Source organism: Mycolicibacterium litorale, from assembly GCF_010731695.1.
In the GTDB taxonomy this organism is placed as follows: domain Bacteria; phylum Actinomycetota; class Actinomycetes; order Mycobacteriales; family Mycobacteriaceae; genus Mycobacterium; species Mycobacterium litorale.
Genome location: NZ_AP022586.1, coordinates 904,813 through 922,206, shown reverse-complemented (window position 1 = coordinate 922,206; position 17,394 = coordinate 904,813). Strand labels below are relative to the sequence as shown.

17 protein-coding genes and 1 tRNA gene are annotated in these 17,394 nt (G+C 68.4%); 8 read left to right on the top strand and 10 right to left on the bottom strand.

Annotated elements, in window-relative coordinates; genetic code table 11:
• Positions 1-54: 54 nt before the first annotated feature.
• The 4 genes from G6N30_RS04315 (at position 55) to G6N30_RS04300 (ending at position 2,541) form a co-directional block, all read left to right on the top strand.
• Positions 55-1,125 carry an NAD(P)-dependent alcohol dehydrogenase gene (locus tag G6N30_RS04315; protein ID WP_134060725.1) on the top strand — a complete coding sequence of 357 codons (1,071 nt, stop codon included), beginning with the start codon at positions 55-57 and terminating at the stop codon, positions 1,123-1,125.
• 102 nt (positions 1,126-1,227) lie between these two features.
• On the top strand, positions 1,228-1,650 hold the full coding sequence (locus G6N30_RS04310) for a nuclear transport factor 2 family protein (protein WP_234880360.1): 423 nt from the start codon (positions 1,228-1,230) through the stop codon (positions 1,648-1,650).
• A 144-nt stretch (positions 1,651-1,794) separates the two neighbouring features.
• The gene (locus tag G6N30_RS04305; RefSeq protein ID WP_134060727.1) at positions 1,795-2,220 is read left to right on the top strand and encodes a VOC family protein; all 426 of its coding nucleotides are present in this window, start codon (positions 1,795-1,797) and stop codon (positions 2,218-2,220) included.
• Positions 2,221-2,280: 60 nt separating this feature from the next.
• On the top strand, positions 2,281-2,541 hold the full coding sequence (locus G6N30_RS04300) for a hypothetical protein (RefSeq protein WP_179965548.1): 261 nt from the start codon (positions 2,281-2,283) through the stop codon (positions 2,539-2,541).
• Between the two features lie 110 nt (positions 2,542-2,651).
• Here G6N30_RS04300 and G6N30_RS04295 read toward each other — a convergent pair whose 3' ends face one another.
• A complete protein-coding gene (locus G6N30_RS04295; RefSeq protein WP_134060728.1) occupies positions 2,652-3,953 on the bottom strand; it encodes an HNH endonuclease signature motif containing protein in 1,302 nt (433 codons plus the stop codon).
• Positions 3,954-4,284: 331 nt separating this feature from the next.
• Between G6N30_RS04295 and G6N30_RS04290 the strand changes: the two genes are divergently transcribed.
• Positions 4,285-4,677, top strand: a complete 393-nt coding sequence (locus G6N30_RS04290; RefSeq protein WP_166674621.1) for a CDGP domain-containing protein — start codon at positions 4,285-4,287, stop codon at positions 4,675-4,677.
• A gap of 202 nt (positions 4,678-4,879) precedes the next feature.
• Here G6N30_RS04290 and G6N30_RS04285 read toward each other — a convergent pair.
• From G6N30_RS04285 to G6N30_RS04255, 7 genes are all read right to left on the bottom strand, one after another.
• Positions 4,880-4,953 (bottom strand) — tRNA-Ile (locus G6N30_RS04285).
• Entirely contained in the window at positions 4,931-5,662 is a 732-nt protein-coding gene (locus G6N30_RS04280) for a YwaF family protein (RefSeq protein ID WP_134060307.1), read from the bottom strand. The genes G6N30_RS04285 and G6N30_RS04280 overlap by 23 nt, the downstream gene beginning before the upstream one ends.
• Positions 5,659-6,495 carry a carboxymuconolactone decarboxylase family protein gene (locus tag G6N30_RS04275; RefSeq protein ID WP_134060351.1) on the bottom strand — a complete coding sequence of 279 codons (837 nt, stop codon included), beginning with the start codon at positions 6,493-6,495 and terminating at the stop codon, positions 5,659-5,661. Before G6N30_RS04275 ends, G6N30_RS04280 begins: the two co-directional genes overlap by 4 nt.
• A 22-nt stretch (positions 6,496-6,517) precedes the next feature.
• Entirely contained in the window at positions 6,518-7,888 is a 1,371-nt protein-coding gene (locus G6N30_RS04270) for a metallopeptidase TldD-related protein (RefSeq protein ID WP_134060305.1), read from the bottom strand.
• Positions 7,885-9,402 (bottom strand): TldD/PmbA family protein, encoded by a 1,518-nt coding sequence (locus G6N30_RS04265; RefSeq protein WP_134060303.1) that lies wholly within the window; start codon positions 9,400-9,402, stop codon positions 7,885-7,887. Before G6N30_RS04265 ends, G6N30_RS04270 begins: the two co-directional genes overlap by 4 nt.
• A 39-nt stretch (positions 9,403-9,441) precedes the next feature.
• Complete coding sequence (locus G6N30_RS04260) at positions 9,442-10,284, bottom strand: CbiQ family ECF transporter T component (RefSeq protein WP_134060301.1); 843 nt, start codon at positions 10,282-10,284, stop codon at positions 9,442-9,444.
• Positions 10,281-12,329 carry an ABC transporter ATP-binding protein gene (locus G6N30_RS04255; protein WP_134060299.1) on the bottom strand — a complete coding sequence of 683 codons (2,049 nt, stop codon included), beginning with the start codon at positions 12,327-12,329 and terminating at the stop codon, positions 10,281-10,283. The genes G6N30_RS04260 and G6N30_RS04255 overlap by 4 nt, the downstream gene beginning before the upstream one ends.
• A 91-nt stretch (positions 12,330-12,420) precedes the next feature.
• On the opposite strand from G6N30_RS04255, the gene G6N30_RS04250 reads away from it, so the two are divergent.
• Positions 12,421-12,891 carry a MarR family winged helix-turn-helix transcriptional regulator gene (locus G6N30_RS04250; RefSeq protein WP_234880330.1) on the top strand — a complete coding sequence of 157 codons (471 nt, stop codon included), beginning with the start codon at positions 12,421-12,423 and terminating at the stop codon, positions 12,889-12,891.
• A 20-nt stretch (positions 12,892-12,911) separates the two neighbouring features.
• Entirely contained in the window at positions 12,912-14,123 is a 1,212-nt protein-coding gene (locus G6N30_RS04245; protein WP_134060295.1) for an MFS transporter, read from the top strand.
• 2 nt (positions 14,124-14,125) lie between these two features.
• Here G6N30_RS04245 and G6N30_RS04240 read toward each other — a convergent pair whose 3' ends face one another.
• Complete coding sequence (locus G6N30_RS04240) at positions 14,126-14,860, bottom strand: VIT1/CCC1 transporter family protein (protein ID WP_134060293.1); 735 nt, start codon at positions 14,858-14,860, stop codon at positions 14,126-14,128.
• Between the two features lie 100 nt (positions 14,861-14,960).
• Here G6N30_RS04240 and G6N30_RS04235 point away from each other — a divergent pair, with 100 nt between their 5' ends.
• Positions 14,961-16,898 (top strand): acyl-CoA dehydrogenase family protein, encoded by a 1,938-nt coding sequence (locus G6N30_RS04235; protein WP_134060290.1) that lies wholly within the window; start codon positions 14,961-14,963, stop codon positions 16,896-16,898.
• Here the strand turns inward: G6N30_RS04235 and G6N30_RS04230 are convergent.
• Positions 16,895-17,383: an LppP/LprE family lipoprotein gene (locus G6N30_RS04230; RefSeq protein WP_134060288.1), complete on the bottom strand. Its 489-nt coding sequence runs from the start codon at positions 17,381-17,383 to the stop codon at positions 16,895-16,897. The two genes, G6N30_RS04235 and G6N30_RS04230, sit on opposite strands and share 4 nt — an antisense overlap.
• Positions 17,384-17,394 lie beyond the last annotated feature (11 nt).

Here is a 17,394-nt window from a genome sequence, read left to right as displayed (position 1 = left end):
CGCCTTGGTCCGTCGACGATTCCTGGTGACCACCGGCCTGGACAGGAGAACTCCATGAAGATGCGTGCCGCCCGCATGTACGGATACAAGCAGCCCCTCCGCCTCGAGGAGATCGACGTGCCCAACCCGGGCCCCGAGGAAGTCCTGGTCAGGGTCGGCGGAGCGGGGATGTGCCGCACCGACTTCCAGCTGATCGACGGCTACTTCGACAACGGGCTCGACATGGATTTCCCGATCACACCCGGACACGAGGTCGCGGGTTGGGTCGACGGTGTGGGTTCGGCGGTGCCGAAATCGGCCGGGCTCTCCGAGGGTGACCAGGTCGTCGTCTTCGGCAGCTGGGGTGACGGCGCCTGCCGCCAGTGCCACGAAGGCAACGAGCAATTGTGCGCCCACGGTGTCTGGGCCGGGTTCGGCCGGCACGGCGGGTACCAGGAGTACATGCCGGTCAACTACCGGTACCTGATCAAGGTGCCGGGACGCGGCGATCTGACACCCGACAATCTGGCACCGCTGACCGACGCGGGACTGACGCCATACCGTGGTCTGAAGAAACTGCGGGCGGCCGGTCTGCTGGGCGCCGGGCGAACGCTCGCCGTCAGCGGGATCGGGGGGCTGGGCAGTTACGGCGCCCAGTACGCGAAACTGTTGGGCGGCGGCGCTGACGTGGTCGCCTTCGCTCGCAGCGACGAGAAGCTCAAGATCGCGCTGGAGAACGGTGCCGACCATGCGATCAACGTGCGCGACAAGGACGCCGACGCGGTCCGCGGGGAACTCGAGGCCCTGACCGGACGGCCCGAACTCGACGCGGTGATCGAGTGTGCGGGCTCCGAAGAAGCGATCCGACTGGCCTTTTCGCTTCTGGCGACCGAGGGCGCGGTGGCCTCGGTCGGGTTGATCGGCAACCGCATCGACGTCCCGCTGTTTCCTCTGGTGGCGCGCGAGTACACCTACTTCGGATCGTTCTGGGGCAACTACAACGACCTGACCGAGGTGCTGGCGCTGGCCACGGCTGGCCAGATCAAGCACTCCGTGACACGCGTGAGATTCGAGGATGTGAACGAGACGCTCGAGTCGATCGCGCAAGGCGAGGTCCTGGGCCGAGCCGTCATCGTCTACGACTGACAGCGACTCCGGAAAATGTTTTCCCGCACACGATTTCTTCATCTACTCACGGCCATCTCACTCACCTGGATCGTTCTCATGACACATGCGGTAGGAAAAGCAATGGCGCAACCACTCGACGACGTCGCATTCCGCAATCTCGCCACCGTCAGGGCCGGCTTCGACGCCTGGAGCGCCGGCACGGGAAGTCCCTATGACTCACTCGCCGATCATGCGAGATGGGAGATCGTCGGCAACTCCGTCGCATCCCGCGTCTACGTCGACAAGGAAGACTTCCTGACCAACGTCATCCGGCCGTTCAACGCCCGGATGTCACAACGACTGGTCCCGACCATCCGCGACATCTTCGCCGACCGCGACACGGTGATCGTCCTCTTCGACGCCGCGGGCGTGGCACGCGACGGCATTCCCTACCGCAACACCTATGCCTGGTTCCTCACCCTGGAAGGCGATCAGATCGTCAGAGCCTCGGCGTTCTTCGACGCCATCGCCTTCAACGATCTGTGGCAGCGGGTGCCGGTGTGAAAGCAGCCGAAGCAAAGACGGCAATCGCGAAGCCGGTCACGACGGAGGGGCCTACTGTGAAGAGGCTGGACGTGGGCGCATCACCGGTGGCCAGCCGGTCCGGTGTCATGCCCGATTGCGCGCCACCGGGTGAGGAGACCTTCGGTGAGCGATTCCCCGAGTTTCAGCGGCGTCCACCATGTTTCGCTGACGGTGACCGACCTCGACGCGAGCATCGCGTGGTATCAGCGGGTGTTCCGGACGGAGCGACTGGACATCACCATCCCCCACTACGGGCGGGAGGAGACCGGCTACGCCGTGTTGCTGCCCGAGCCGCAGTCGGGTCTGATCTTCGGGCTGCACACCAACACCGGTAACCGCGGCGAGCCGTTCGACGAGGCACGCACGGGGTTGGATCACGTGTCGTTCGGGGTGGCGGGACGCGAGGCGCTGGTGGCGTGGACGGAATGGCTCGACGAGCTCGGCGTGGCTCATACGGGCGTCGTCGACGAGACGCAGCCGCTCCCCTATTCGACCGTGGTGTTCCGGGACCCCGACAACATCCAGCTCGAACTGATCGCGATGGGCTGACTGCCGCGGGGGGCGGCGCGGGGGCGGCGCGTCGCACGCGATGCGCTAGCATCTGCGACCGTGGCAAAATTGACAGCGCTGACAATTGGCTTCGCCGCGGCGCTCACCTTCGCTCCGGCAGCTAGTGCCGACCCCTTCCCGCTGCAGCAGAGTCAGTGCGACCCCAACTACTCGGGCCCGTGCGTTCCAGTGGACAGCGACGTCGACTGCGCAGGCGGCAGCGGTAACGGTCCGTCCTACGTCTCGGGTCCCGTGACCGTCGTGGGCGACGACATCTACGACCTCGATCGCGACGGCAACGGAACCGGCTGCGAGAGCTGACGACGCCGGCTATCAGCACGCGCAATTCGGCCAGACACGTTGCCGGACGTGACGTTCGCACGATGCAGTTCCGGCGGGTAGCGCCCGAAAGGTCTTCTGCGACAGCCCGTTCAGTTGGTCGCTTGTGGTGGGGGTTGGAAGGGTGTGTACCACCACCAGTCGGCGCGTTCTCCGCTGGGTCCGCGGTAGGGCGCGCTTGTGGGCGGGGGTTGGTTGGGTGGGCGGGCCAGCGATCCGGATCGGAGTTGTCGGCCGGTGCTGTCGGTGACGGTGAGGCTGGTTGCGGGTCCGGTGATGGTGATGATGCCGCGGTGGTGCAGCCGGTGATGGTAGGGGCACAGCAGCACGAGGTTGTCCAGATCGGTGGGTCCGCCGTCTTCCCAGTGCACGATGTGGTGGGCGTGCAGCCCGCGGGTGGCCTCACAGCCGGGCATCGCGCAGGTGCGGTGGCGGTGTTCGAGCGCGCGCCGCAGCCGGCAGTTGATCAGCCGGGTGGTGCGTCCGGCGCCGATGACGGCTCCGTCGCGTTCGAACCACACTTCGGCGGTGGCGTCACAGCCCAGGTAGCGGCGGTCGGCGTCCGAGAGCAGCGGCCCCACATGCAGGGCGGCGATGCGGTCTTTGACATCGACATGCACGACGACGGTGGTGCGGTGGCTGTGGGGGCGGCGGGTGGCTTCGGCATCCCAGCCGGCCTCGACCAGGGCGTTGAAGGCATCGATGCGGGTGGGCATCGGGGGCCGGTCCGCGGCCGGGCTGTCACCGTGGTCGCGTTTCCACTGCGCGATCAGCCCGTCGTGGTGGGACTGCAGCGCGGCCTCGAATGCCGCGGCTTCAATATGCGGCAGTTTGATGGTCCAGCAGGTGAATTCGTCGTCGGTGGTCGCGGTGATCGACCCGCGCTGCTCCGGCTCGGGCTCGGGTTCGTCGTCGGGGTCGGGTGCGGGTTCGTCGTCCGCGTCGGGGTTGGGTGTTGGTTTGGGTTTGGGTTTGGGTTCGAGTTTGATCGCGGTGCGCAGCTGGCTGACTGAAGCGTTGGCGGCCAGCTCCGCGTAGTGCGCATCGGAGCCCGCGCCGGCGTGTTCGGCGATGACCCCGACCTGATCGAGTGACAGCCGGCCCTCGCGAAGAGCCGCGGCGCAGCGCGGGAATTCCGCGAGCCGTTGGGCCACCGCGGCGATCGTGTGGCCGTTCTTCGACGAGGACCCGGTCTTCCAGGCGATCAACGCCGCCACCGAGCGGGCGCCGGTCATCCCACACAAGCCGTCGCGGTCGATCTCGGCAGCGATCTCCACGATCTGTCCGTCAATGGCGTTGCGTTGGCCGGCCAACTCCTCCAACTTCTCGAACAACACCTCGAGCCGCGCAGCGCGGGGCGCGCTGGGGACGAAAGATGGTGCGCTCGAGGACATGACACCATCCTTGCAGGAGGCACCGACAAATCCGGGCCACGCGATCCGTCCAAGCCGAGCGTGAACGAAGTTCGAGGCAACCCAGGTTGCCTCAACCGGGCCGTCGACGATCATGAGGACGAACGCCCACGTTATTGGTACGCCTCCGGCAAGGTCGGCCGCTCCGGTCACAGGCTCTGCTTCGGCCGGTGCCGAAAGTCACCCCTCCGAACTCGGGCTAACAACATCAGCAACATAGGGAACACTGGCACCATCCGCACTCCATCCGTAATTATCACCGTTGCCAATTGCGTACGAATTCCGCTACATTCCCAGTTAAGGGGGCAGAACGATGAAGCGGAAATTAGCTCTGGGTATCACCATCTCAGCTTATGTGGGGATCTCCTGGGCTCCACAGGCAAATGCCGATGTGCAACTCGGCTGCGAAAGCATCCCTTGGGGGTTTCTCGGAACCCAAACGCGCAGTATCTGCGACGGACCAATTCAGCCAGATGGAAGCTGGGTGCGATTCCGCATGGTCTGGATACCAGCGCATCAGGTGCCGGTCAGTACGAGCTGCGGCACCTACACGTGCACCACTAGCGGCGGCTACTGGCAGAACGAGAAGGTTTTCGAGAAGGTGAAGTACCCAGTTACACCGGCGACGGTGGTGCCGGGCGAACCCGGCTGGCTGCCGCCCACGTACACCGACGCGAGCGGCTTTACGCCGATCAATTTCAACTAGGCGCCAAGTAGCGAGAACGTTAGCTAGAGCACAGAAGTCGCTCTTAGAACCCCAAACTTTCTGCGCTGGGCCACGCTCAACTCCCTCATTCAGGGAGTGTCAAGGATCAACCGAAGCAACTGTCAAGCATCAGCCGAAACACTGTCAGGCATCACCCGACATAGAAAAGTCCAGCATCACCCGACGCAATACACCTCTGAAGTGGGGCGGGCGGGGCTCGAACCCGCGACCAATGGATTATGAGTCCACGGCTCTAACCGACTGAGCTACCGCCCCTGGCGCGTCGAACGCGGGGACCATCGTCCCACGACACCCACGGCAGCGTCATCAGCACCCACACGGCGACGATCAACGCCGTCGCCGTGAAGATGTAGACCGGCCACGGACCCAGTACGTCCAGCAGGCTTGCGGTCGCCGGCTTGCCGTTGAGGAACCCGTAATTGGTGTCCGCGATCCGATTGAACACGAAGGTCACCACCGCCCACACCGCGGTCACGACCACCACGAGGCGCAGGCTGTGCCAGCCCGGCCGCATCCCCCGCCCCCACGTCAGATAGATCGCCGCCCACACCACCAGCAGATGAATCGCCCAGAAGGCGAGAAACGAGTAGTGCGGGAAATCGGGTCCGACCAGCACCGGCGAGATCAACGCCTGCGCACTGAGTACCAGACCCCAGTAGTAGGTCAGCGCGAACGCCCAATGCCGCTGCGACCACAGCGCGCACGCCGCCGCCACCGTCGCCATGTCGGTCAACCGCAACGGCACCGAGCGCTCGACTGTCGGCGGCACCAGCGAGTAGATCAGCACCGACGCGTAGATCACCGCCGTCAACGCACCGACGATCCGCCCGAATCGACGCGACTGGGCCTCGTTCTGCCTGCGCCCCAACCACACCGAGAACACCGCACCCACCACGAACAGTGCGATGGCGCCCCAATACGACGGTCCGTACGCCTCGAACTGCCGGTGCGCCACGCTCGTCACACCGTTTCGGCGAACACCGTCTGCCCGTCGTCGTTCACCAGGTACCGCTCCGTGCCCGAAGCCACCCTGGGGGTATCGGCACCGAACGCGACGGCGATCTTGTTGGTGGCGTTGCGCATGACGTCCAGCGTCAACTCGATGGACTGATCCTCGGAGAAGCACTTGCGCACCCCGCGCGCCACCTCCGTCGAGATCGCCGACGGGGTCCAGATCAGCGCGTCGACGTAGCGCAGCGCGGCCTTGTGTCCGGCGCTCAGCTGCTCCGAGTGCTCGAAGTCCTGGATCTCGGCGTACAGCGGTTCCGATCCGCCCGCGTCGAGGGCGTGCTCCTCCCGCAGGGACTTGCACAGCCGGCAGTTGTGGGCGATCGCGCCCCGCAACCGCACCACCTCCGTCGTCAGCGGGTCCAGTGCGTGCAGCCGGGCGACGGCGGGGACGAACTCACCCAGCAGCACCTGCGCAGGGTCGGTCTCGTGGTCCCACGCGGTCGGCACGTCACGGCCGGGGTGACCCAGCCCGAGCGCGTCGAGACCGGCCCCCACCCGGGGCACGAAGTCCGCGACGAAGACCGCGGCGGCCACCCGAAAAGCCTTGTCTCCCAACGCGGTCATGAACCGCTTGCGCTGATTCTCCCCGATGCCCGTGACGTCGGTGGCGAACTGCTCGGCGAACGCCGCCACCACCGACTCGACGTCCGACTTCCCGTCGAACAAGTCGGCCTCGACGGGCAGCGGCGGCAGCTGCACCGCCCGCCCGCACGTCAACCGGATCACCGCGTCGAGGCGCTGATCCCCCGACGACATCGCCACCAGCGCGGACAGCTGGCCGAACACCGCATCTACCGACACCCTCGGATTATTGCGCCTGACTCACCGAAGACATGTGGAAGTCGGGAATCCGCAACGTCGGCATCACCGCCCGGGTGGCCCAGTCGCCCCACTCCCGCGGCAGCGTCACCTCGCTCGCCCCGGCTTCGGTGGCGCGCCGCAGCAGGTCCAGCGGGCTCTCGTTGAACCTGAAGTTGTTCACCGCCGCGGTCACCTCGCCGTCTTCGATGAGGTACACCCCGTCGCGGGTCAGGCCGGTCAGCAGCAGCACCGTGGGGTCGACCTCCCGGATGTACCACAGCGTGGTCAACAGCAGCCCGCGCTCGGTGGCGGCGATCATGTCGGCCAGCTCCGCGGTGCCGCCGGTCATCAACAGGTTCCCGGCCGGTACCGCGACCGGTTGCCCGAACTCCGCGGCCGCAGCCCGCGGGTAGGCCAGCGCGTTGACCACACCGTCGCGCAACCAGTCCACGCGGTCGATGTCCATCCCGTTGTCGAACACCGACACCCGCTCCGATGACGTCGCCGCCGCCACGAAGGGCGTACACGCCAGCCCGGGGGCCGCCGGATCGCTGTACAGGGTCAGCGGCAGATCGGTCAGCATCTCCCCCACCCGGGTGCCGCCCGGCGCTGACAACGCGGTGCGGCCCTCCTGTGCGCCGCGGCCGTCCATCGTCCACGTCAGGTAGATCATCATGTCGGCTACGGTCGACGGCGGCATGATGGTCTCGTAACGCCCCGCGGGCAATTCGACCGTCCGTTGCGCCCACCCCAGCCGCATCGACAGGTCGTCGAGCATGGAATCGGTTGGCACGTCGGCGAAGTCGGGGGTGCTGATCCCCGCCCACGCACTCGCCCCGTTGCGCTTGGCGTTGATCTCCACCGATCCGGTCGGCTCGGTGTAGCGCCGGCGCAGACCCGTCGACGTCGCGACGAACGTCGTCTCCAGCACGTGCCGGGCGAACCCGTAGAGCGCGTCCTCACCGCGGAACCCGCGCGCGAGACTTCCTGCGACGGAGGCGAACACCTCCGCACCGGTGACCGGCACCGGCAGTTCCCAATCCTGCGGCGTCTGGGTCGCCGGCAGCGGCGGCGCGCTGTCGCGGGCCTCGGGCGCGGCCACCGCGGCGTCCTGCGACGCGGCGACCAACGCGGCGATCGCGGCCGGTTCCACCTCACTGGAGCGCACCGACCCGACGTGCGCGCTGTCGCCCCTGCGCACGATCGAGATCACCGTGGTGCTGCGGCTGACCGACTCTGCGTTGGTGGTCATCGAATTGCCCGCCCACCGCAGCGACGCGTCGGCGCGGTCGGTGACGAGCACGATCGTCTCGTCGGCCCGGCCCCGGCGTGCCGCCTCGGTGAGCACCGTGTCCACGACCTCCTGCGGCCCGATCACCGGCCTGCCTCCTCACGGGTGTTGAGCACGTTGATGCCCCGGAACAGTGCCGAGGGGCAACCGTGGCTGACCGCGGCGACCTGCCCGGGTTGAGCCTTCCCGCAGTTGAACGCGCCGCCGAGCCGCCACGTCGACGGGCCACCGACGGCTTCGAGCGCACCCCAGAACTCCGTCGTCGTCGCCTGATACGCCACGTCGCGCACCTGACCGTCGAGGCGGCCGTCGCGGATCCGGAAGAACCGCTGACCGGTGAACTGGAAGTTGTAGCGCTGCATGTCGATCGACCAACTCTTGTCACCGACGATGTAGAGGCCGTCCTCGACGCGGGCGATGAGGTCCTCGGTGCTGACGTCCTCGGCCGCCGGCTGCAGGGACACGTTGGCCATCCGCTGGATCGGTACGTGGTGCGGCGAATCGGCGTACGAACACCCGTTGGAGCGGGCCACCCCGAGGCGCGGGGCGAACACCCGGTCGAGTTGATAGCCGACGAACACGCCGTCGCGCACCAGGTCCCAGCTCTGCGCGCGCACTCCCTCGTCGTCGAAACCGATTGACGCCAGGCCGTGTTCGACGGTGCGGTCGGCGGTGACGTTCATCACCGGCGACCCGTATCGCATGGTGCCGAGCTTGTCGGGGGTCGCGAACGACGTGCCCGCATAGGCGGCCTCGTAGCCGATCGCGCGATCGTATTCGGTGGCGTGGCCGACGGATTCGTGGATCGTCAGCCACAGGTTGGAGGGGTCGATCACCAGATCGGTCGGCCCCGCGACCACGCTGGGCGCCTTGGTCTTCTCGGCCAGCAGCGACGGCAGCTGGGCGAGTTCGGCGGTCCAGTCCCACACCTCGTCGCCGGCGACGACCTCCCACCCGCGCGCGGTCGGCGGCGCAAGGGTGCGCATGGTCTCGAACGTGCCCGCGGCGGTGTCGACGGCGACGGCCTCCAGCGTCGGCAGCACCCGGACCCGCTGCTGGGTGATCGACGAGCCGAAGCTGTCGGCGTAGAACGTCTGCTCCTTGGCGGTGTGCAGACCGGCCGACACGTGGTCGACGCCGTCGGCGGCCAGCAGCCTGCCCGAGTATTCGCCGAGCGCGGCGATCTTCTCCGCGGCGGGCACCGTGAACGGGTCGACGCGGTAGTCCGACACCCAGGTGACGTCGCGGTAGACCGGTTCGGGCGCCAGTTCGATGCGTTCGGCGTTGAGCGGGGCCAGCGTGGTCGCGACCCGCACCGCTCGGCGCGCGGTCTCGGCGGCGACCGTCGGGTCGAGTTCGGCGTGCGAGGCGAACCCCCATGTGCCGTCGACGATCACCCGCACCGCCAGCCCGATCTCCCGGTCGATGACGGCGGTTTCCAGTTCGCCGTCGCGCAACTGCACGAGTTCACTGGTGATCGCGTGGACCCGCAGATCCGCGTAGGTGGCCCCGGCCGTTAGCGCAGCCGACAACGCGGCGTCGGCCAGGTGCTGTCGTGGCAGGGCGAGAAAGTCGGCGTCAACTCGTCGGGGCGCTGTCACGGCCTCCACCGTAGTGGCGTCCCGGCGTGGCCGCGTCGATCAGGTGGGCGCCGAACTCGTCGGCAGCACCGTCAGTTCCACCGCCAGCGCCGCGCCGCACACCACGACGATGACGGCCAGCGTGATCCAGTCGCGCGCCTTCGGACCCGACGGCGCCGCCGAGATCTGGCCGGTGCCGCCGCGCGCGGTGATCGCATCGCCCATCTCGTCGGCCCGGCGCAGCGCGACCGTCACGGCCGCGGCCAGCAGGTCGACGATCTCGATCAGCCACCGGCGCCGCCGCGCCTTGCGGCTGGACAGATGCTGTTTGGGCCGTAGTCGCCGCGCGGCGTAGAGCGTCGCGAACTCGTCGATGAGCATCGGGAACGCGCGCAGCGCCAACGCGATCGCCACCGCCCAGTCGTCGATCGGGATCCGCACCGCCCGCAGCGGGCGGCCCAGTTTGGCGACGGCGGGCGCGATCTCGGCCACGTTGGTGGTCCACGAGACCATCGCGCCGAGACCGAGCAGCACGATCGACAGCGTGGTGATGCGCAGGAAGTTGAACAGTCCGCCGAGGCCGACCTCGACCGAACCCAGGGCCACGACGGGATCCCCGCCGCCGAAGGTCGCCGTCAGGCCGCCCAGGAACAGCAGACCCCACAGCCACCCCGGGATCGACGGCAACGCCCCGCGCGGGATGTGCGCCAACCGCGCGGCCACCACCACCAGTAGCCCGACTGCCGCGATGGGCACCCAGCCCGGATAGAAGGTGAGCAACACCCCGATCGCGGCGACCGCGATCAGCTTGGTGCCCGCCCACAGGTCATGGATGACCGAGCGTCCGGGGACCGGACGCAGCAGCACCACCGGGCGGCGGGTCTTGCGGGCGGGGGCGGTCACGACAGCCCTCCCGCGGTGGCCGATGCGGGTGCCAGGACCCCGTCACTGAGGTGCAGCGTGCGTGGGCAGAGCTCTTCGAGCCCGGTGAAGTCGTGGGAGATGACCACCACGGTCAACCCGGCGTTGCGCCGCAGATCGGTGATCAGCCGCAGCAAACCGCGCTGACTGGCGGCGTCGAGGCCGGCCAGCGGTTCGTCGAGGATCAGCGCGCGCGGTGAGCGGGCCAGCAGACCGGCGAGCACGACACGGCGCATCTGGCCGCCGCTGAGCTGGTCGATCCGCCGCGAGGCCATCGTCGGATCCAGCCCCACCGTCGCCAGTGCCTGCAGCACGCGGTCGTGGTCGTGATGGGAGAACCCGGCCACCGAGGCGATCTCCCGGTCGACGTGGCTTCGCATCAGCTGCAGACGGGCCGCCTGGAACGAGATCGCGACGGCGCCGACCTGATCGGAGACGGGCTGGCCGTCGAGCAGGCAGCTGCCGGTGGTGGGCACGGTCAGCCCGGCCATGATCCAGGCCAGCGTCGACTTCCCGGATCCGTTGAGCCCGTGGATGAGCAGGCCGTCACCTTCGGGCACCGAGAAGGAGATGTCCGACAGCGCGGTCTTGGCCCACGGGGTGCCGCTGCCGTACTCGTGTCCGACGCCGACCAGTTCGAGGACCGGGGCGGCGTTGGTGTCGGCGACGGGTGTGGTGCCGATCGGGGCGTCGGTGGTCTCGACCATGTCGGCGTTGTCCGCCGCGCCGCCGTTGCCGGTCAGGTTGATGGTGCGGTCGGCGACGTTCGCCTCGTCGTTGTAGTGCGTGATGTGCACCAGCGACATGTCGTGGTGTTGGGTCAGCCCGGACAGGACCTGGATCAGTCCCTCGCGGCTCTGCTGGTCGACCATGCTGGTCACCTCGTCGGCGATCAGCAGCGCCGGTCGGCGCGCCAGGGCGGCCGCGACGGCGAGCCGCTGGAGTTCGCCGCCCGACAGTCCGCCGGTGTCGCGCTCCTCCATCCCGTCGAGTCCGACTTCGGACAGCAGGGTCGGGACGTCGGTGGCGGTGCCCGGCGGCAGACCCCAGACGACGTCGTCGGCGACGCGGGTGCCCAGCACCTGGCTCTCCGGGTGCTGCATGACCACCGCGGTACCGCCGAGGCGCCCCAGCCCTACCGCGCCCGGCCGCTCGACGACGCCCGCGGTCGGTTCGCGGCCGGCCAGCACCAGCATCAACGTCGTCTTCCCCGAACCGTTGGCGCCGGTGATCGCGACGTGTTCGCCGGGTTCGACGGCCAGCGACACCGGACCCAACGCGTCCTGATCGGTGTTGGGATAGCGGAAGCGCACGTCGCGCAGTTCGGTCGGGACGGGCGCGACGGGCCCCTTCTCCGCGGACGCCTCGAGCTTGTGCACGTCCGGGATGCTGACCAGCCGGCCGAGCACCCGCGACAGCGCCCACCACCCGATCAGCGTGACCATCGTGATGCTGAGGATCCCGGACCCGCCGATGACCAGCGGCCAGTAGTCCAGTGCGGTCGCGAAGTCGCGTTTGAGCTGGTCGGCCGTGCCCTCCATGCTGGGGATGCGCGACAGGATCGCCGCGACGCCGTTGATGTTCGCGGTCAGCGAATCGAAGATCAGGTTGCGCAGCCGCGACAGCACGGCCAGTGCGGCGACGGCCGCCGCACCGAACGCGGTTCCGGCGACCAGGGCCGCGACGAACACGGTGGGTGTCCCGCGGCCGCGCCGCTTGACGATGCCGGTCAGCCCGCCGATGTAGGCGCAATCGATCACCGACATCATGCCGCCCATGCCGGCGATGAGGAACGCGATGGTGGCCCCCGCGACCGTGGCGGCCACCAGCACCCGCAGCCGGTAGCGGTAGGCCAGCAGCCCCATCGGCACCGTCCCGAGCAGGGACAACGCCGCCGCGAACGGGACGACGACGGCGATGATGGCCGTGGCCGCACACAGTGCCGCCATCACCGAGGCCTGCGCGAGTTCTCCGGGCTGCAACGATCCGGCGCGTCGAGGGGTGCTCGGCGTCCGGGTTGCGGTCATCACCCGATTCTGCCAGTCGGCCGCGCCGGACCTACGTCCCCCGCGGCGCCGACCGCTCGACTACATAGGATAACTATGTATTATGGACGCCATGACCCCACCTGCCACCCAGGAAACCGCAGCGGCGAGCGGCGACCACCGCGAGGCCGATCTCGGGGCCGATCTGCTCGCCGTCGTCGCCCGGCTCAACCGGTTGGCCACCCAGCGCACGCGGTTGCCGCTGCCCTGGGCCCAGGCGCGGTTGCTGTCGACCGTCGAGGACCGCGGTGAGGCGCGCATCTCCGACCTTGCCGCCCTCGACCACTGTTCGCAACCGACCATGACCACGCAGGTGCGCCGGCTCGAAGACGCGGGTCTGGTCACGCGGACCACCGACCCGATCGACGCTCGGGCGGTGCTGATCCGCATCACCGAGGAAGGCAGAAAAGTGCTGACCCAGGCGCGCATCGACCGCGCCGCCGCGATCAACCCGCGCCTGGAGCAACTCTCTGCCGAAGACCGCCAGACGCTCGCCGCCGCCGTCGACGTCATCAAGCGGTTGCTCGCCCAATCCGACAGCTGACAGACAGGAGTCGCCCACCGATGTGGCGTCAACCCAAAGCCGTCTGGGCCGTTGCCTTCGCCTCCGTCGTGGCGTTCATGGGCATCGGCCTGGTCGATCCGATCCTCAAGCCGATCGCCGACAACCTGCACGCCTCACCGTCCCAGGTGTCACTGCTGTTCACCAGCTACATGGCCGTGATGGGCGTGGCCATGCTGATCACCGGCGTGGTGTCCAGCCGCATCGGCCCCAAACGCACACTGCTGCTCGGCCTGGTGGTGATCATCGCCGGCGCCGGCCTGGCCGGGATGAGCGGCACGGTCATGGAGATCGTCGGCTGGCGCGCGCTGTGGGGGCTGGGCAACGCGCTGTTCATCGCGACCGCGCTGGCGACGATCGTCAGCTCCGCGCGCGGATCGGTGGCCCAGGCGATCATCCTCTACGAGGCAGCGCTCGGCCTCGGTATCGCGGTCGGCCCTCTCGTCGGCGGCCTGCTCGGTGAGATCTCCTGGCGCGGACCGTTTTTCGGCGTCTCCGCCCTGATGATCGTCGGGGTGGTTGTCACCGCGATCCTGCTGCCCGCCACACCGCGGGCGGCGCGCCCCACCACGCTGGCCGACCCGTTCCGCGCGCTGCGCCACCGCGGTCTACTCGGCGTCTCGGTGACCGCGCTGCTGTACAACTTCGGTTTCTTCACGCTGTTGGCGTTCACGCCCTTCCCGCTCGACATGTCAGCACAGCAGATCGGGTTCATCTTCTTCGGCTGGGGTGTGGCACTGGCGTTCACCTCCGTGGTCGCCGCACCGCGGCTGCAGCACCGGTTCGGCACCGTGCCCACGCTGATCGTCAACCTGCTGGCGATGACCGCGACGCTGGTCGTCATGGCCATCGGCACCGACAGCAAGGCCGTCCTCGCGACGTGCGTGGTGGTCGCCGGCCTGTTCATCGGGGTCAACAACACGCTGATCACCGAGACGGTGATGAAGGCTGCCCCGGTCGAGCGGGCGGTGGCCTCGGCGGCGTACAGCTTCCTGCGGTTCGGCGGCGCGGCGGTCGCGCCGTGGCTGGCCGGCGTGCTGGGCGAACAGATCAACGTGCACCTGCCGTACTGGGTCGGCGCCGCCGCGGTGCTTGCCGCCGCCGGTGTCCTCGCGCTCAGCCGGAAACACCTGCGCGGCATCGACGTCGAGGAAGACGAACTGTCCGAGCGCACCGACGAGGCGCGCGCGGTGACGGTCGGCAGCGAGACCTAGGTTCAGGTGACAGTGGTGCCGATCAGCAAACCCACTCCGTAGGTCGCGGCGATCGCCAGCGCGCCGAGCACCAACTGGCGGGCCGACGCCGACCACAGCGGTTTACGGGTGAACCGTGAGGCGACCCCACCGGCGACCATCAGCCCGAGGCCACCGCACAGCAGCCCCGCCCACAGGGATTCGAAGCCCAGGACGTACGGCAGGAGCGGGATGAGCGCGCCGATCGCGAACATCAGGAACGACGAGATCGCCGCGATGTAGGGCGATGGCTTCTCGTCGGGGTCGACACCGATCTCCTGGACGAGGTGGAAGTTCACGGCGCGCTTCTCGTCGCGGTGGATCTCCTCGGTGGCCTGTTCGGCGGTGGGGCGCGCCAAACCCATGTTCATCAGCATGTCGACCAGCTCGGCGCGCTCGGCCTGCGGATGCATCCGGAAGGCGCGCCGCTCCACCGAGACCTCCGACTCGATCTGCTCGTTGGCGGTGCGCACCGAGGTGTACTCGCCCAGCGCCATGGAGAACGCGCCTGCGACCAGCCCGGCGAATCCGCCGACGATCACCGCGTGCGCATCGGCGGCCGCCCCGATGCCGGCGATCAGCGCGGTGTTGGACACCAGGCCGTCCATCGCACCGAAGGTGGCGGCACGCAGCCAGCCGCCGCTGACGTCACCGTGCCGATGGTCGAATTCGTGCGGCCGCCACGTCCGGACGCCTGCGGGCCGGTCCTCCTGGGTCATGACTCGATTCAACGCCCCGGCGCGCGGCCCGGACAACATAGGTTGACCTGGGTTTGTCACATCACAGTTTCGTGGAATGGATAGCGGGTTACCGTCAGGTATGACCACCACTGCGGAGCATCTGCGCAACGCCCTCGACGGCCGTTGGCGCGACGTGAAGAACGCCATGCGGGACAGGCTGTCCGACGAGGTCTTCAAACCGCATTACACCCCCAACACCGTCATCGCCCGCACGAAGGTCAACGAACAGTTGCGGATCATGGCGGCGATGGGCGCCGCAGAGGACGGCTTCGCCAAGGAGCACGGCGGCAACGGTGACGTGGGCGCCGCGATCACCCAGATCGAGATGCTGGCGATGAGCGATCTCTCGCTGATGGTCAAGGCCGGCGTGCAGTGGGGCCTGTTCGGCGGCGCGGTCGAGAACCTGGGCACCGAGCGCCACCACGAACAGTACGTCCGGCGGATCATCGACTGCGATCTGCTCGGCTGTTTCGCCATGACCGAGACCGGTCACGGCAGCGACGTGCAGTCCCTGGAGACCACGGCCACCTACGATCCGGCCACCCAGGAGTTCGTCGTCAACTCCCCCACCCCGACCGCCCGCAAGGACTACATCGGCGGTGCGGCGCAGACCGCGCGGATGGCCGCGGTCTTCGCGCAGCTGATCACCCACGTGGACGGCGAGCCCGTGCACCACGGTGTGCACTGCGTGCTGGTCCCGATCCGCGACGAGGACGGCAACGACCTGCCCGGGGTCACCACGAGCGACTGCGACTACAAGGGCGGCCTGCCCGGTGTCGACAACGGCCGCATCGTGTTCGACAACGTCCGGGTGCCGCGGGAGAACCTGCTCAACCGCTACGGCGACGTCAGCGAGGACGGCACCTACACCTCGCCGATCGACAACCCCAACCGGCGCTTCTTCACGATGCTGGGCACCCTGATCCGCGGCCGCGTCACCGTCGGCGGCAGCGGCGCCGCGGCGGCCCGCGTCGCCCTGGACATCGCCACCCGATATGCGTTGCAGCGCAAGCAGTTCGCGGCGCCCGACGGCGATGAGGTGCTGATCATGGACTACCTGGTCCACCAGCGCCGGTTGCTGCCCCTGATCGCCCGTTCGTATGCGCTGCAGTTCGCGCAGAACGAGCTGGTCGCGAAGTGTCACGAGCTGCAGACCGCCGACGATCCGGACGCCGAAGAGCAGCGCGAACTCGAGGCGCGTGCGGCGGGCCTCAAGGCGGCCAACACCTGGCACGCCAGCCGCTCGATCCAGGAGGCGCGCGAAGCCTGCGGCGGCGCAGGCTATCTCGCCGAGAATCGGCTGATCGGTCTGCGTGGCGACATCGACGTGTTCACCACGTTCGAGGGTGACAACCACGTGCTGACGCAGCTGGTGGCCAAGGAGCTGCTGACCGCCTACGCCGACGACGTCAAGGGTATGAGCCCGGTCGAGTGGGTGCGCTTCGCCGCCAACACCGTCGGCACCCGCGTGATGAAACGCACTGCGGCAGAGACCATCATGCAGACCATCCTCGACACCCGCCAGGACAACGAGGAAGAGGGCAGCCTGTTCAACCGCGGCACCCAGGTCCAGATGTTCGAGGACCGCGAGGAGTACCTGCTGTCCTCGGTGGCCCGCCGCTTGCAGAGCAAGTCCAAGGAGATGTCGGCGTTCGACGCGTTCAACTCCGTGCAGGACCACGTGCTGCACACCGCGCAGGCCCACATCGACCGAATCGTCCTCGAGGCGTTCGTCGCCGGCATCGACGCCTGCCCGGACGAGGAGGCCAAGCGCATCCTCGGCATGGTCTGCGACCTGTTCGCGCTGACGGTGATCGAAGGCGACAAGGCGTGGTTCATCGAGCACCGCTTCCTGTCCACCGAACGCGCCAAGGCCGTCACCCGCGGCATCAACGAGCGCTGCCGCTCGCTGCGGCCGTACGCGGAGTTGCTCGTCGACGGCTTCGGGGTTCCCGAGCAGCTGCGGTACGCGGCGATGATGGACCCGAAGGAGCTGCTGTCGCCGGAGCCCGCCTAGCTGTTCGGGATCGGGTCGACGGCCTCGAGCTTGCCGTCCTGCCCGACGCGGAACCGCACCGTGCCGATACCTGTTGGGCAGCAGGGAGCTTCGTCGCCCTGTCGCCACTGGTACTGCACCTGCACCGTGTCTTCACCGCCGGTCAGCACCGAGATGTACGGCCGCGGCTCCGGGGTGGCCGGGCCCAGTGGGGTGTTGCCGGAGAAGAAGAGCACCTGCTGTGGGCTGTCGGGCTGCGGGGCCGTCGGACCGATCTGCACCCAGTACAACCGGCAGTCGGAGGTGTGCCCGTTGGCCACCTCGGTCCAGGTGGCCCCGGGCGCGGCCGGTGGCGTCCCGCTGATCGCCCGCTGCACGGTGTCGGGGGTCGGCCCGTCCGCCGGTGTGCACGTATCGGGCTTCGGGGGCGCCGCACCGGGCGGACTCCACCCGCATCCCGCCGTGAGGAGACCTGCGGACACGAGCACTGCCAGGACCAGCCGCATGTGTCGAGCCT

Bases quoted from the DNA above. Each gene is read 5' to 3' on its own strand.
- G6N30_RS04240 (WP_134060293.1), bottom strand. From the start codon at position 14,860: ATGACCCAGGAGGACCGGCCCGCAGGCGTCCGGACGTGGCGGCCGCAC.
- G6N30_RS04250 (WP_234880330.1), top strand. From the start codon at position 12,421: ATGACCCCACCTGCCACCCAGGAAACCGCAGCGGCGAGCGGCGACCAC.
- G6N30_RS04295 (WP_134060728.1), bottom strand. From the start codon at position 3,953: ATGTCCTCGAGCGCACCATCTTTCGTCCCCAGCGCGCCCCGCGCTGCG.
- G6N30_RS04255 (WP_134060299.1), bottom strand. From the start codon at position 12,329: ATGACCGCAACCCGGACGCCGAGCACCCCTCGACGCGCCGGATCGTTG.
- G6N30_RS04315 (WP_134060725.1), top strand. From the start codon at position 55: ATGAAGATGCGTGCCGCCCGCATGTACGGATACAAGCAGCCCCTCCGC.
- G6N30_RS04235 (WP_134060290.1), top strand. From the start codon at position 14,961: ATGACCACCACTGCGGAGCATCTGCGCAACGCCCTCGACGGCCGTTGG.
- G6N30_RS04310 (WP_234880360.1), top strand. From the start codon at position 1,228: ATGGCGCAACCACTCGACGACGTCGCATTCCGCAATCTCGCCACCGTC.
- G6N30_RS04230 (WP_134060288.1), bottom strand. From the start codon at position 17,383: ATGCGGCTGGTCCTGGCAGTGCTCGTGTCCGCAGGTCTCCTCACGGCG.
- G6N30_RS04290 (WP_166674621.1), top strand. From the start codon at position 4,285: ATGAAGCGGAAATTAGCTCTGGGTATCACCATCTCAGCTTATGTGGGG.
- G6N30_RS04245 (WP_134060295.1), top strand. From the start codon at position 12,912: ATGTGGCGTCAACCCAAAGCCGTCTGGGCCGTTGCCTTCGCCTCCGTC.